Raw genomic sequence first — 13,946 nt, 5'->3', positions numbered from 1 at the left:
CGTGGCTGTTCCGAAGCGGAAGATGTCGCGCAGCAACACGCGCCACCGCCGGTCGCAGTGGAAGGCTGCGGTCCCCACCCTGGTTTCGTGTGAGCGTTGCCAGGAGCCGAAGCTGCAGCACATCGCGTGCCCCAGCTGCGGCACGTACAACAAGCGCCAGGTCCTCGAGGTCTGAGCGGCTGGTGAGAGGCCCGATGTCTGAGTTGTCCAACGCCAAGAAGCAGGCAGACAACGTCAACACAGCCTCGTCCCACACGCTTCTGGAAGGGCGGCTCGGGTATCACCTCGAGTCCGCCCTTCTGGTGCGTGCGCTGACCCATCGTTCGTACGCATACGAGAACGGCGGTCTGCCCACCAACGAACGGCTCGAATTCCTCGGGGATTCGGTGCTCGGCCTGGTGGTCACGGACACGCTGTATCGCACCCACCCCGACCTGCCCGAAGGCCAGCTGGCCAAGTTGCGGGCCGCGGTGGTCAACTCGCGTGCACTTGCGGAGGTGGGCCGCGGCCTCGAACTCGGCTCCTTCATCCGGCTCGGCCGTGGTGAAGAGGGCACGGGCGGCAGGGACAAGGCGTCCATCCTCGCCGACACCCTTGAAGCGGTGATCGGCGCGGTCTACCTCGACCAGGGTCTCAGCGCGGCCTCGGAGCTGGTCCACCGGCTCTTCGACCCGCTGATCGACAGGTCCTCGAACCTCGGCGCCGGCCTGGACTGGAAGACCAGCCTCCAGGAACTCACCGCGAGCGAGAGCCTCGGCGTCCCCGAGTACCTCGTCACGGAGACCGGCCCGGACCACGAGAAGACCTTTACTGCTGCTGCTCGCGTCGGTGGTGTCTCGTACGGCACCGGCACCGGCCGTAGCAAGAAGGAAGCGGAGCAGCAGGCGGCGGAGTCCGCCTGGCGCGAGATCAGCGCCGCCGCGGAAGCGCGGGAGGCTGCGGCGAAGGCCGCCGCCGACGCAGGGGTCGCCGACACCCCTGCCAACCCGTCGCCGTCCACGGACGCCGCTCCGGCCTGACCCGAGAACCCCCTCGGTGCCCCGCGCACCGAGGGGTTTTTCCTGCCCGGATATTCTTTTCATCTCTCCAGTTCACTTCTCCAGGAGCGACACCGTGCCCGAGTTGCCCGAGGTCGAAGTCGTACGACGCGGTCTTGAGCGCTGGGTCACCGGCCGCACGGTCGGCGAGGTCGAGGTGCTGCACCCGCGTGCGGTCCGCCGCCATCTCGCGGGCGGCGTGGACTTCGCGGCCCGGCTCGGCGGCGCCCGCTTCGGAACGGCCATGCGCCGCGGCAAGTACCTCTGGGTGCCGCTGAACGATGCGTCCAGTTCACTGCTGGGCCACCTCGGCATGAGCGGCCAGCTGCTCGTGCAGCCGCAGGACACCCCCGACGAGAAGCATCTGCGCGTCAGGATCCGCTTCGACGACTCGCTCGGCACCGAGTTGCGCTTCGTCGACCAGCGGACCTTCGGCGGGCTCTCTCTCCACGAATGCGCCGCCGACAGCGTGGACGGGCTGCCCGACACCATCGCGCACATCGCCCGCGACCCCCTGGACCCGGCGTTCGACGACGACGCCTTCCACACCGCGCTGCGCCTGCGCCGTACGACGGTCAAGCGCGCCCTGCTCGACCAGTCGCTGATCAGCGGCGTCGGCAACATCTACGCGGACGAGGCGCTCTGGCGCACCAAGCTGCACTACGACTGGCCGACCGCGACCCTCACCCGCCCCAAGTCGACCGAACTGCTCGGCCATGTCCGCGACGTGATGAACGCGGCGCTCGACCAGGGCGGCACCAGCTTCGACAGCCTCTACGTCAATGTGAACGGCGAGTCCGGCTACTTCGACCGCTCGCTCGACGCGTACGGGCGAGAGGGTGAGCCCTGCCACCGCTGCGGTACGCCGATGCGCCGCCGCCCGTGGATGAACCGCTCCAGCTACTTCTGCCCGCGCTGTCAGCGACCGCCGCGCACGGCTTCCTGAGCGCCGGTCTCCGGACTCGGGTGGGCCTCGTCGTAACGGTCACGGGCCTGGAGCACGTCGGGCATCCGGCCCTCGACGAGCTCGATCAGTCCGAGCAGCCGCTCGGCGACCTGCCGGCCCAGAGACGTCAGCTCGTAGTCGACGCGCGGCGGATTGGTCGGCTGAGCCTCGCGGTGGACCAGACCGTCCCGCTCCAGGGCGTGGAGCGTCTGCGAGAGCATCTTCTCGCTCACCCCGTCGACCCGGCGACGGAGTTCGTTGAAGCGGAAGCTGCCCTCGTACAGCGCTCCCAGCGTCAGACTGCCCCAGCGCCCGGTGACATGCTCCAGGGTGCCGCGTGAGGGGCACTGTCTGGAGAACACATCAAAAGCGAGCGCGTCCAGACGGGTGTTCTCGTCCATGCCGACCAGCGTACGCCGCACAGCGCTTACCAATGGGGTGCGCTTTCTCCCAGTGAGCATGCCCGGGACTGCTCAGAAGCCGAAGTCCTGCGTCCACCAGGGGCCGCCCGCACCGAAGTGCACGCCGACGCCGAGCGTCTTGTAATCGCAGTTGAGAATGTTTGCCCGATGGCCGTCGCTGCTCATCCAGGAGTCCATCACGGTCTGCGCGTCGGCCTGGCCGCGGGCGATGTTCTCGCCGCCGAGCCCCTGCGCACCGGCCTTCGAGGCGCGGTCCCAGGGGGTCCGGCCATCGGGGTCGGTGTGGTCGAAGAAGCCGCGGGCAGCCATGTCGTCGCTGAAGTCCTGGGCCAGCGAGGCCAGTGGGGCGCTGGCCGTCACGGGGCTGCAGCCGACCTTCGCGCGCTCCTGGTTGACCAGGGTGAGCACAGCGGCCTGCGCGGAGCCGACGGCGGCCGGCGCCGGCTCCACGGACCTGCGGGCGGTCGGAGTGGAGGCCGCGGCCGTCGGTGCGGCCGACGACTTCTCGACCGCGGCCGGGGCGGTGCTCTTCCCGGCTTCCGTCGCAGCGGACTCGGGCGATTCCGGAGACTCGGACGGTTTCGCCTGGCCGGTCGGTCCGGACGTCTTCGACGGGGAGGCGGACGACGGGGACCCGGTGGGGGACTTTGCCTTCGTCCGGCCGTCGGCGCGCCCGACGCCGCGGCCGGCCGCGGCGGACGCGGTGGCACGGTCGGCAGGGGCGGTGGTGGAGGCGCCCTGGGTCAGCAGGTCCGGGGCCCCCTTGGTACGCACCTGGCCGGCAGCCGTGTCGCCGCCGACCGTGTAGGTGTCGCCGGGCAGCAGACCGGAGGCGACCGCCGCGGCCCCCACAGCAAGGGCCGCGGAAACGCCGATCAGTCCCGTACGAACAGGTATCCCGGACCGCTTCCTGCGACGCGTACCCCGGTGTCGGCCTGCGTCCCCCGCCGCCTGGTGCTCCGCGGCAGGAGTTGCGGCGGAGCGTCGATGGCGTCCCATCTACCGAGCCCTTCTGGGGGTCTGGACGCCGCTCACGGCGCCAACATGGTTCACCCGATGGGGTGAAGCTATTGCGACGGGACTGTAGCCCATGCCCTATTGGCAGAAAGTGTTCCGAGAGCAATTGGCCGGTTAGCGTTCGGGCATGAACGAAGATGTACGACTCACCGCCTGGGTACGCGGCCGAGTACAGCAAGTAGGGTTCCGCTGGTTCACCAGGGCAAACGCTCTGGAGATCGGTGGCCTCACCGGATTCGCCCTGAATCTCGACGACGGCAGGGTGCAGGTCGTCGCCGAGGGTCAACGTGAGAATTGCCACCGTTTGCTGGATTGGCTGCGCTCGGACGACACACCCGGGCGCGTTGACGGAGTCACTGAGATCTGGGACACCCCGCGCGGCGGATACGAGGGTTTCGCGATCCGCTGATCCGGGCTCGATCCGGGGTCGTCCCGGGAGGCTTTGTTCGGACCGTGTTCGATGGGCGGCGTGGGGTGACGGAGCGGGCGCTCATCTGCGTACACATGAAATGACCTGCGGAATGACCGGGTGGTTGCCAAGATTCGGTCGGCGTGCCAGGCTGCGGCAGTAAGGATGATCTCCACGCCCCCGAGGGTCCCGCAGGAGAGTCGCGCCGCATGGTCGTCAAGCCGCGCGCCCCGGGCCGCCCGTCTCTACAGGGCGTGATCGTGTTGACCGTCAAACTTTTTGGTGAGACGCTGAAATCCCCGCGCACCTTAGCTGTTTGGCAGAGCTGTTTGGCAGCAGAACAGCAGTGGATACAGAGCACTGTCGAGCACCGCGGGTGCGATTCCCTCACGACCCACACCGCATCGGTCGGTCACTCAGTGTGGAGGACCATCCATCATGGCAAAGGCGCTTCTCGGTTACGTCGGCGGTTCCGACCCGCGACTCCTCGCCGAGATGCGACGGCTCCAGCAGCGCGTCCAGGACCTCGAATCCGAGCTCGTACGGATTCAGGACGAGAACGACGCACTCAATGCCGCCGCCCAGCACCAAGAGTCGCTGCTCGACAGCATCGACATCGACGTACCTCAGGCGGAGCCGGCGCTGACCTGACCGATGGCCCCCAGGGCCGGTCGGGCTGTCCGCGTCAGCCGTCCGAGATCATCGCCCGGATCATTGAAGATCACTGCTCTTGATCTGTCACCACCGTGACATGTCCTTGATCCATCATGCGCTGCATCAGTAACACCGCACACGCAACACCGCACAAGATTTACAAGGGGCGCTTCGGCGTCCCTTCTTTCTTTTCCGCTCGGACCTGTGCGGGACCCGCCCCGGACGTACACCCCTTCCCTTACCGTCTGATGTGCCCTGCACCTTCATCAGCGAAACCGAGAGTGAAAGGTAGAGTCCGGCGGCGTGCACCTCAAGGCCCTGACCCTGCGTGGTTTCAAATCGTTCGCCTCCGCCACGACGCTGCGGTTCGAACCCGGTATCACGTGCGTCGTCGGTCCCAATGGGTCGGGTAAGTCCAATGTGGTAGATGCGCTCTCCTGGGTCATGGGGGAGCAGGGTGCCAAATCCCTGCGCGGCGGCAAGATGGAAGACGTGATCTTCGCCGGCACCACCGGGCGGCCGCCGCTCGGGCGGGCGGAAGTTTCGCTGACCATCGACAATTCCGACGGCGCACTGCCCATCGAGTACGCCGAAGTGACGATCACTCGGATCATGTTCCGCAACGGCGGCAGCGAATACCAGATCAATGGCGACACCTGCCGGCTCCTGGACATCCAGGAACTCCTCTCGGACTCCGGCATCGGCCGCGAGATGCATGTCATCGTCGGCCAGGGCCAGCTGGACTCCGTACTCCATGCCGATCCGATGGGGCGGCGCGCATTCATCGAGGAAGCCGCTGGCGTGCTCAAGCACCGCAAGCGGAAAGAGAAGGCGCTGCGGAAACTGGACGCGATGGGGGCCAATCTGGCCCGCGTCCAGGATCTGACCGACGAGCTGCGACGGCAGCTGAAACCTCTGGGCCGGCAGGCAGCAGTGGCGCGCCGGGCCGCCGTCATCCAGGCCGACCTGCGCGACACCAGGCTGCGGCTGCTCGCCGACGACCTGGTGCGGCTGCACACCGCGCTGCGCAGCGAGATCGCCGACGAAGCGGCGCTCAAGCAGCGCAGAGAGGCCGCGGAGGCGGAGCTCAAGTCCGCCCTGGCGCGCGAGGCGGAGCTGGAGGACGAGGTACGGCGGCTGGCGCCGCGGCTCCAGCGGGCCCAGCAGACCTGGTACGAGCTGTCGCAGCTGGCCGAGCGGGTGCGCGGCACGATCTCGCTGGCCGATGCCCGGGTGAAGAGCGCTTCCGCCGTCCCCGACGAGGAGCGGCGCGGCACGGGATTCAGGGACCCTGAAAGCATGGAGCGCGAGGCCGCCCGGATCCGTGAGCAGGAGGCGGAGCTGGAGGCCGCGCTGGAGGCGGCGGAACACGCACTGGAGGACACCACCGCCCACCGGGCCGAACTGGAAAGGGAGTTGGCGGCCGAGGAGCGCAGGCTCAAGGATGCCGCCCGCGCCATCGCGGACCGCCGCGAAGGGCTCGCCCGGCTGAACGGTCAGGTCAACGCGGCCCGCAGCCGGGCCGGTTCGGCACAGGCGGAGATCGACCGGCTGGCCGCCTCGCGCGACGAGGCGCAGGAGCGGGCGGTCGCCGCACAGGAGGAGTACGAACAGCTCAAGGCCGAGGTCGAGGGCCTGGACGCGGGCGACGTGGAGCTGGGTGAGCGGCACGAGGCCGCCAAGCGGGAACTCACGGAGGCGGAGGCGGCGCTCTCCGCGGCCCGGGAGGCCGCCACCGCCGCCGAACGGAAGCGGGCGGCGGTCGCGGCCCGCCATGAGGCACTTGCTCTCGGTCTGCGCCGCAAGGACGGCACCGGTGTCCTGCTCGGCGCGCGGGACCGCCTGTCGGGCCTGCTCGGCCCGGCCGCGGAACTCCTGACGGTGGCGCCGGGGCACGAGGTGGCGGTGGCGGCGGCACTGGGCGCGGCGGCGGACGCGGTCGCGGTGACGGACCCGGCCACGGCAGCGGACGCGATCCGGCTGCTGCGCAAGCAGGACGCGGGGCGGGCGGCGCTGCTGTTGGGCGGGGCGCGGGATGGGGTGCCCGATCAGGGTGGTGCCTCTGGTGCCTCTGGTGTCGGTGTGGCCGGAGCGCCCGCCGGGGATCCGCCCGCAGTGGCCGACCTCGTCCGCGGGCCTGCCGAACTGGTGGGCGCCGTACGGAGGATGGTGCGGGACATGGTGGCCGTCGGCACCCTGGAGGATGCCGAGGATCTCGTCGCCGAACACCCGGAACTGACGGCCGTGACCGCCGAGGGTGACATCCTCTCGGCCCACTTCGCGCACGGCGGTTCCGCCGGGGCGCCGAGCCTCCTCGAAGTGCAGGCATCGGTCGACGAGGCCGCCGCCCAGTTGGAGGAACTGGCCGTGCGGTGCGCGGAGTTGACCGAGGCCCAGCGGCGCGCGGGGGAGCGCCGCAGCGCGAGCGCCGGGCTGGTCGAGGAGTTGGGGGAGCGGCGTCGGGCCGCCGAGCGGGAGAAGTCCGGGGTGGCTCAGCAGCTCGGGCGGCTCGCCGGGCAGGCCCGTGGCGCCGTGGGCGAGGCCGAGCGGATGACCGCGTCCGCCGCCCGTGCCCAGGAGGCGCTGGAGCGGGCGACCGAGGAGGCCGAGGAGCTGGCCGAGCGGTTGCTCGTCGCCGAGGAGATGCCGGTCGAGGAGGAGCCGGACACCTCCGTACGCGACCGGCTCGCCGCCGACGGTGCCAACGCCCGCCAGACCGAGATGGAGGCCCGCCTCCAGGTGCGTACCCATGAGGAGAGGGTCAAGGCGCTCGCGGGCCGCGCGGACTCCCTCGACCGGGGCGCCCGCGCAGAACGCGAGGCCCGTGCCCGCGCCGAGCAGCGCCGCGCCCGACTGCGGCACGAGGTGGCGGTGGCCTCCGCCGTCGCGTCCGGCGCCCGTCAGCTGCTGGCCCATGTCGAGGTGTCCGTCGTACGGGCCGAGCAGGAGCGGGTCGCGGCCGAGGCGGCGAAGGCGGAGCGGGAGCGGGAACTGGCGGCCGAGCGCAACCAGGGCCGCGAGCTCAAGAACGAGCTGGACAAGCTCACCGACTCCGTCCACCGCGGCGAGGTGCTCGGTGCCGAGAAGCGGCTACGGATAGAGCAGCTGGAGGCGAAGGCGCTGGAGGAGCTGGGCATCGAGCCGGCCGGGCTGGCCGCCGAGTACGGCCCCGACCAGCTCGTACCGCCGTCACCGGCCGCCGAGGGCGAGGAGCTGCCGGAGGACCCGGAGCACCCGCGCAACCAGCCGAAGGCGTTCGTCAGGGCCGAGCAGGAGAAGCGGCTGAAGTCGGCCGAACGGGCGTATCAGCAACTCGGGAAGGTGAATCCGCTTGCGCTTGAGGAGTTCTCGGCGCTGGAGGAGAGGCACAAGTTCCTCTCCGAGCAGCTCGAAGACCTGAAGAAGACCCGGGCCGATCTGATACAGGTCATCAAGGAGGTCGACGAGCGGGTCGAGCAGGTGTTCACCGAGGCGTACCGGGACACGGCCCGTGAGTTCGAGGGCGTCTTCTCGCGGCTCTTCCCGGGCGGCGAGGGGCGGCTCATCCTGACCGACCCGGAAAACATGCTCGCGACCGGCGTGGACGTCGAGGCCCGGCCGCCCGGCAAGAAGGTCAAGCGGCTCTCCCTGCTGTCCGGCGGGGAACGCTCGCTCACGGCGGTGGCGTTGCTGGTCTCGATCTTCAAGGCCAGGCCGAGTCCGTTCTATGTGATGGACGAGGTCGAGGCGGCGCTCGACGACACCAATCTGCAGCGGCTGATCCGGATCATGGAGGAGCTCCAGGAGAGTTCTCAGCTGATCGTGATCACGCACCAGAAGCGGACGATGGAGGTCGCCGACGCGCTGTACGGCGTCTCGATGCAGGGAGACGGCGTCTCCAAGGTCATCAGCCAGCGGCTGCGCTGAGCCTTTACTCAATCTTCAATACTTCAACGTACCTTTTGGGCGTTCCTGGGTAGGTGTGCGCCAATGGCAAATCTTGACTTCGAAACTTGAAGGCATACTCTCTGAAACGTCGTCTTCACGTTCAAGTGGTGTCAGTTGTGAAGTTATGCGCCACTTGGAAGAGCTCGCTCCCCCCACAAGAGCTCGTCCCCCACACCTGACGACGCGGCCAGGCATCAGGAGTACATGTGACCAGCACATCGCAGGGACCGGCGTCCGGAGCCCGAGAGGCCCATCCGGACCACCTCGGCTATGTCATCTTCATCACGGCAGCCGCTGCGATGGGTGGCTTCCTGTTCGGCTACGACAGCTCGGTCATCAACGGCGCCGTCGAGGCGATCCGCAGCCGGTACGACATCGGCTCGGGAACACTCGCCCAGGTCATCGCCATCGCCCTGATCGGCTGCGCGATCGGCGCGGCCACTGCGGGGCGCATCGCCGACCGCATCGGCCGAATCCGCTGCATGCAGATCGCCTCCGTGCTCTTCACCATCAGCGCCGTCGGTTCCGCGCTCCCGTTCGCGCTCTGGGACCTGGCGATGTGGCGCATCATCGGCGGCTTCGCCATCGGTATGGCCTCCGTGATCGGCCCGGCGTACATCGCCGAGGTCTCGCCGCCCGCCTACCGCGGCCGGCTCGGCTCCTTCCAGCAGGCGGCGATCGTCATCGGCATCGCCATCTCCCAGCTGGTCAACTACGGCATTCTGCAGCTCGCCGACGGAGATCAGCGCGGCAAGATCGGCGGCATCGAGGCCTGGCAGTGGATGCTCGGCGTGATGGTCGTTCCCGCCCTCCTGTACGGACTCCTGTCGTTCGCGATCCCCGAGTCGCCGCGGTTCCTGATCTCGGTCGGCAAGAAGGACCGGGCCCGGCAGATCCTCGAGGAGGTCGAGGGCAAGAACGTCGACTTCGACGCCCGGGTGGCCGAGATCGAGACCGCCATGCACCGTGAGCACAAGTCCAGGTTCAAGGACCTGCTCGGCGGCCGCTTCGGATTCCTGCCGATCGTCTGGGTCGGTATCGGCCTGTCGGTCTTCCAGCAACTCGTCGGCATCAACGTGGCGTTCTACTACTCGGCGACGCTGTGGCAGTCCGTCGGCATCGACCCCTCGGACTCGTTCCTCTACTCGTTCACCACGTCGATCATCAACATCGTCGGTACCGTGATCGCGATGGTGCTGGTGGACAGGGTGGGCCGCAAGCCGCTCGCGCTGGTCGGCTCCACCGGTATGGCCATCGCCCTCGCCTTCGAGGCCTGGGCCTTCTCCGCCCACCTGGTCGACGGCAGACTGCCACACACCCAGGGCATCGTGGCGCTCGTCGCGGCCCATGTGTTCGTGCTCTTCTTCGCCCTGTCGTGGGGTGTCGTGGTCTGGGTCTTCCTCGGTGAGATGTTCCCGAACAAGATCCGCGCCGCCGCGCTCGGCGTCGCCGCGTCCGCGCAGTGGATCGCCAACTGGGCGATCACCGCGAGCTTCCCGAGCCTGTCCGACTGGAACCTGTCGGGCACATACATCATCTACGCATGCTTCGCCACGCTCTCGATCCCCTTCGTGCTCAAGTTCGTGAAGGAGACCAAGGGCAAGGCGTTGGAGGAGATGGGTTAATCCCCGCTGCCCCTCTCCTCGACCACGGAATGCCCCGGCCCGCACCTGCGCGCCGGGGCAGTTCCGGTGGCCCGGCTCAGCGCGCGACCGCCTCGCAGAACAGCCGCAGACTGCGCCACCCCTCCTCGACGGGCATCCCGCCGCACAGCGGATGCAGCACCAGGCTGTCCAGTTCCCCGGCCGCCCCGGCGCACTCGTCCGGCGTGATGACCCGGTAGACCCCCTCGTCCCGCAGCTCCGCAACCGTCGTCGCCGCCGAGCGCACGGCCGAGCGGATGTCCTTGGACTGCCAGGAGGTGTACGTACGAGCCTCGTGCAGGAAGTGCTCGCCGTACTCCGCCCAGGTCCGGTCCGGGTTCTCGGACACATGCAGCAGCGGCGTCTCGGCGGACGGCATCATGCAGAAGCCGTCCGTCCCGAATTCCGCGCGCTGCTCGTGGTAGTACGCCTCCAGTTCCGGCAGATGCGCGCTCGGGAAGAACGGCAGCCCGAACCGGGCCGCCCGTCGCGCCGCCGCCCGCGAGCTGCCGCCCACCAGCAGCAGCGGATGCGGCTGGGTGTACGGGCGTGGCGTGATCCGGACCGTACGGCCCCGGTACGGGAACGGTTCCCCGGTCCACGCCTGCAACAACGTCTCCAAGAGCTCGTCCTGGAGCCCGCCGCGCCTGCCCCATTCGACACCCGCCTGTTCGTACTCCTCGGGCCGGTAGCCGATCCCCGCCACCGTGACCAGCCTGCCCGCGCTCAGCAGGTCCAGGACCGCGATGTCCTCGGCCAGCCGCAGCGGGTCGTGCAGGGGGCCGATGATCGCCGAGACGGTGACCGCGATCCGGCGGGTGGCACCGAAGACCGAACCCGCTAAGACGAAGGGGGAGGGCAGCCAGGAGTTGGCGGCGCCGTGGTGCTCCTCGGTCTGTACGGTGTCGACGCCGTGCTCGTCGGCGTACGCGGCCATCTCCAGCGCGGCGCGGTACCGGGCCGAGAGCGACTCGGGGGTGGCATCGGGATCGACGAGATTGAACCGGACCACTGTGAAGGCCATGACACTTGTCCCCTGCGTCGGGCGGACTCGGCGAGGCGGGACATTAGCTGACGCGGCGTCAGAAGTGTAGAGGTGCGACGTCTCCGGGGCGTTCCCGACCGGCGGGACGTGGCAGGATCGCGTACAGCGCGGCGGACACGGCGATCGTGGCCGCCCAGCCCAGTCCGTGGCGCCCGATCCAGGTGGCGGCGAGCGGGCCGGAGAACCACTCCACGCCGGTGAAGAGCAGGCCCACCACCAGGCCCACGGTCCACGCGGTCACGGCGGTCACGGCGAAACCTCCGGTGTACCAGTAGGCGCTGGCCGGTGTGGTGTCCAGGAGCGCCGCGGGATCGTACGTACGCCCCCGCAGCTGATCCACACCGAAGACGCCGATCCATGCCGAGAACGTCACCGCGAGCAGCGTCAGAAAAGAGACGAAGGAATCCAGGAAACCCGCCGCCGTCATCATCAGCAACGAGCCCAGAAACAGACTGATGGCGGCATTCACCCCGACCGCCCACGCGCGGGGGATCATGAATCCCAGTGTCTGTGCGGTGAATCCGGCCGAATACATCGACATCGCATTGATCAGCGCCATGCCGACCACGGCGATCAGCAGATACGGCACCGAGAGCCAGTCCGGCAGCAGGGGGCCGATGAACGAGACCGGATCCTGGGTGACGGCCAGGCCCGGCGTGGCGACCGCCATCACGGAGCCCATCAGCACCATCGGCAGAAACACGATACCGGCGCCCCCCACGGTCGCCATGATCATCGCCCGGCCGGATGCGGTGCGCGGCAGATAGCGGGCGAAGTCGGGGCCGGTCGGAACCCAGCTGATCCCACCGGCCGCCAGTGTGCCGACTCCGGCGATCACCATCGCCGTGGGGCCGGCGGGCCTGTCCAGGACATCCCGCCATTCGGTCCGGCCGATGAGGTGGATCAGTACGAGGATGCTGAAGCCCCCGAAGAGATACGCCGACCAGGTGCAGCACACCCGCAGGGCGCGTACGCCCAGCCCCGACACCAGGAAGCTGCTCCCCACGAAGGCGAGCAGGGTCGCCATGATCAGGGTGTTGCTGCTCTCGATGGAGAAGAGCAGATTCAGTACGGCCAGCAGGGCGTAGGCGCCGGTTACCGCGTTCACCGTTTCCCAGCCCCAGCGGGCGACCCAGATCAGCGCACCGGGCAGCAGATTGCCGCGCTGGCCGAAGACGGCTCGGGAGAGTGCCATGCCGGGCGCCCCGCCTTGCTTGCCCGCGATCGAGACCAGGCCGACCAGGCCGAAACTGACGACCGGCGCCGCGATCGCGACGGCCAGCACCTGCCAGAAGTTCAGCCCGTTGAAGACGACGAGCCCTGCACCCATGGTGAGCAGCAGCACGGTCAGGTTCGCGCCGGCCCAGGTGGGGAAGAGGGTCCGGACCCGGCCGGTGCGCTCGCTGTCGGGGACGGGTTCCAGGCCACGGGTCTCCACGGGCGGGATCGTACCCTTACCGCCAAAAGGTGCATAGCACCCAAAGGGATTCGGGGGTGATCCTTCAGGGCGGCCCCCCGTGGCGGACGTGACTGATACTGGGTGGGTTATGGAATTCGTCATCCTTGCTGTAGTCATCGCCCTGGTCGCGGTCGGCGTGATCAGCGGGCTCGTGGTCAGCAGCCGCAAGAAGAAGCAGCTGCCCCCGGCACCGTCGAGCACGCCGACCATCACTCCTCCCGCCGAGCCCCATGTCGGCGAGGAAGCCGAGACGCCGCGCGAGGAACCGCGCCGCACCATCGAGGAGATCGGTCCCCCTTCGGCCGAGGCTCCCGCCGAGGAAGCCCCCGAGGCCGTCGAGCCGGAGGCGCCCGCCGCCCCCGCCCTTGAGGTGCCCGAGCCCACTGCGGGCCGTCTGGTACGGCTGCGTGCCCGGCTCGCCCGCTCGCAGAACTCCCTCGGCAAGGGGCTGCTCACGCTCCTGTCCCGTGACAACCTCGATGAGGACACCTGGGAGGAGATCGAGGACACCCTCCTCACCGCCGATGTCGGCGTCGCACCCACGCAGGAGCTGGTGGAGCGGCTCCGTGAACGCGTCCGCGTTCTCGGCACCCGTACCCCCGAAGGGCTGCGCTCGCTGCTGCGCGAGGAGCTCCTCACGCTGCTCGGCACCGACTTCGACCGTGCGGTCAAGACGGAGAGCGGTGTCGACACCCCCGGTGTCGTGATGGTCGTCGGCGTCAACGGAACCGGCAAGACCACCACCACCGGCAAGCTGGCCCGGGTGCTCGTCGCCGACGGCCGCAGCGTCGTGCTCGGCGCCGCCGACACCTTCCGGGCCGCCGCCGCCGACCAGCTCCAGACCTGGGGCGAGCGCGTCGGCGCCCGCACCGTGCGAGGACCCGAGGGCGGCGACCCGGCGTCGATCGCCTTCGACGCGGTGAAGGAAGGGATCGCCGAGGGCGCCGATGTCGTCCTCATCGACACCGCGGGACGGCTGCACACCAAGACCGGACTCATGGACGAGCTCGGCAAGGTCAAGCGCGTCGTCGAGAAGCACGGACCGCTCGACGAGATCCTGCTCGTCCTCGACGCCACGACCGGACAGAACGGTCTGGTGCAGGCCCGGGTGTTCGCCGAGGTCGTCGACATCACCGGCATCGCGCTGACCAAGCTGGACGGCACCGCCAAGGGCGGCATCGTCATCGCCGTCCAGCGTGAACTGGGCGTGCCGGTGAAGCTGGTCGGTCTCGGCGAGGGGCCGGACGACCTGGCTCCGTTCGAGCCGGAGGCGTTCGTGGACGCCCTGATCGGAGACTGACGCCTCGCGCGCCGACAACAGAGCCCGACCGCATGATGCAACTGCGGTCGGGCTCTTCGTCTTGTCGGGCTCTGCGCCTGGAACTGT

Annotated in this window: 12 protein-coding genes; 8 read left to right on the top strand and 4 right to left on the bottom strand. The window is 69.1% G+C overall.

What is annotated here, in order from left to right; genetic code table 11:
* Position 1: 1 nt before the first annotated feature.
* From rpmF to mutM, 3 genes are all read left to right on the top strand, one after another.
* A complete protein-coding gene (gene rpmF / locus ACZ7IB_RS26870; protein ID WP_003965982.1) occupies positions 2 to 175 on the top strand; it encodes a 50S ribosomal protein L32 in 174 nt (57 codons plus the stop codon).
* 19 nt (positions 176 to 194) lie between these two features.
* The gene (gene rnc, locus ACZ7IB_RS26865; protein ID WP_470916407.1) at positions 195 to 1,019 is read left to right on the top strand and encodes a ribonuclease III; all 825 of its coding nucleotides are present in this window, start codon (positions 195 to 197) and stop codon (positions 1,017 to 1,019) included.
* Between the two features lie 94 nt (positions 1,020 to 1,113).
* The gene (gene mutM / locus ACZ7IB_RS26860) at positions 1,114 to 1,983 is read left to right on the top strand and encodes a bifunctional DNA-formamidopyrimidine glycosylase/DNA-(apurinic or apyrimidinic site) lyase (protein WP_470916406.1); all 870 of its coding nucleotides are present in this window, start codon (positions 1,114 to 1,116) and stop codon (positions 1,981 to 1,983) included.
* Here the strand turns inward: mutM and ACZ7IB_RS26855 are convergent.
* Together ACZ7IB_RS26855 and ACZ7IB_RS26850 are read right to left on the bottom strand one after the other, a co-directional pair.
* Positions 1,956 to 2,384 carry a winged helix-turn-helix transcriptional regulator gene (locus tag ACZ7IB_RS26855; protein WP_383077718.1) on the bottom strand — a complete coding sequence of 143 codons (429 nt, stop codon included), beginning with the start codon at positions 2,382 to 2,384 and terminating at the stop codon, positions 1,956 to 1,958. The two genes, mutM and ACZ7IB_RS26855, sit on opposite strands and share 28 nt — an antisense overlap.
* Positions 2,385 to 2,456: 72 nt before the next feature.
* A complete protein-coding gene (locus tag ACZ7IB_RS26850; RefSeq protein ID WP_470916405.1) occupies positions 2,457 to 3,404 on the bottom strand; it encodes a CAP domain-containing protein in 948 nt (315 codons plus the stop codon).
* Between the two features lie 145 nt (positions 3,405 to 3,549).
* Here ACZ7IB_RS26850 and ACZ7IB_RS26845 point away from each other — a divergent pair, with 145 nt between their 5' ends.
* The 4 genes from ACZ7IB_RS26845 to ACZ7IB_RS26830 all read left to right on the top strand — a co-directional run bounded on the left by ACZ7IB_RS26845 (position 3,550) and on the right by ACZ7IB_RS26830 (position 10,037).
* Entirely contained in the window at positions 3,550 to 3,831 is a 282-nt protein-coding gene (locus tag ACZ7IB_RS26845) for an acylphosphatase (protein ID WP_389657512.1), read from the top strand.
* A gap of 438 nt (positions 3,832 to 4,269) precedes the next feature.
* A complete protein-coding gene (locus ACZ7IB_RS26840) occupies positions 4,270 to 4,482 on the top strand; it encodes a hypothetical protein (protein WP_018551753.1) in 213 nt (70 codons plus the stop codon).
* Between the two features lie 306 nt (positions 4,483 to 4,788).
* On the top strand, positions 4,789 to 8,391 hold the full coding sequence (gene smc / locus ACZ7IB_RS26835) for a chromosome segregation protein SMC (RefSeq protein WP_470916402.1): 3,603 nt from the start codon (positions 4,789 to 4,791) through the stop codon (positions 8,389 to 8,391).
* Between the two features lie 227 nt (positions 8,392 to 8,618).
* Positions 8,619 to 10,037: a sugar porter family MFS transporter gene (locus ACZ7IB_RS26830; RefSeq protein WP_470916400.1), complete on the top strand. Its 1,419-nt coding sequence runs from the start codon at positions 8,619 to 8,621 to the stop codon at positions 10,035 to 10,037.
* 76 nt (positions 10,038 to 10,113) lie between these two features.
* On the opposite strand, the gene ACZ7IB_RS26825 is transcribed toward ACZ7IB_RS26830, so the two are convergent.
* Together ACZ7IB_RS26825 and ACZ7IB_RS26820 are read right to left on the bottom strand one after the other, a co-directional pair.
* Complete coding sequence (locus ACZ7IB_RS26825) at positions 10,114 to 11,079, bottom strand: LLM class flavin-dependent oxidoreductase (protein WP_470916399.1); 966 nt, start codon at positions 11,077 to 11,079, stop codon at positions 10,114 to 10,116.
* Between the two features lie 58 nt (positions 11,080 to 11,137).
* Positions 11,138 to 12,538 (bottom strand): purine-cytosine permease family protein, encoded by a 1,401-nt coding sequence (locus tag ACZ7IB_RS26820; RefSeq protein WP_470916397.1) that lies wholly within the window; start codon positions 12,536 to 12,538, stop codon positions 11,138 to 11,140.
* 109 nt (positions 12,539 to 12,647) lie between these two features.
* Between ACZ7IB_RS26820 and ftsY the strand changes: the two genes are divergently transcribed.
* On the top strand, positions 12,648 to 13,859 hold the full coding sequence (gene ftsY, locus ACZ7IB_RS26815) for a signal recognition particle-docking protein FtsY (RefSeq protein ID WP_470916396.1): 1,212 nt from the start codon (positions 12,648 to 12,650) through the stop codon (positions 13,857 to 13,859).
* The last annotated feature ends 87 nt before the right edge of the window (positions 13,860 to 13,946 follow it).

Source organism: Streptomyces sp. NPDC037301, assembly GCF_055602785.1.
The sequence above is the reverse complement of the archived record's forward strand: the minus strand, read 5'-3'. Positions and strand labels throughout refer to the sequence as shown.

Excerpts from the sequence above, each read along its gene's own strand:
- rnc (WP_470916407.1), top strand. The coding sequence starts at position 195 with ATGTCTGAGTTGTCCAACGCCAAGAAGCAGGCAGACAACGTCAACACA.
- ACZ7IB_RS26855 (WP_383077718.1), bottom strand. The coding sequence starts at position 2,384 with ATGGACGAGAACACCCGTCTGGACGCGCTCGCTTTTGATGTGTTCTCC.
- ACZ7IB_RS26850 (WP_470916405.1), bottom strand. The coding sequence starts at position 3,404 with ATGGGACGCCATCGACGCTCCGCCGCAACTCCTGCCGCGGAGCACCAG.
- ACZ7IB_RS26845 (WP_389657512.1), top strand. The coding sequence starts at position 3,550 with ATGAACGAAGATGTACGACTCACCGCCTGGGTACGCGGCCGAGTACAG.
- ACZ7IB_RS26840 (WP_018551753.1), top strand. The coding sequence starts at position 4,270 with ATGGCAAAGGCGCTTCTCGGTTACGTCGGCGGTTCCGACCCGCGACTC.
- ACZ7IB_RS26825 (WP_470916399.1), bottom strand. The coding sequence starts at position 11,079 with ATGGCCTTCACAGTGGTCCGGTTCAATCTCGTCGATCCCGATGCCACC.
- ftsY (WP_470916396.1), top strand. The coding sequence starts at position 12,648 with ATGGAATTCGTCATCCTTGCTGTAGTCATCGCCCTGGTCGCGGTCGGC.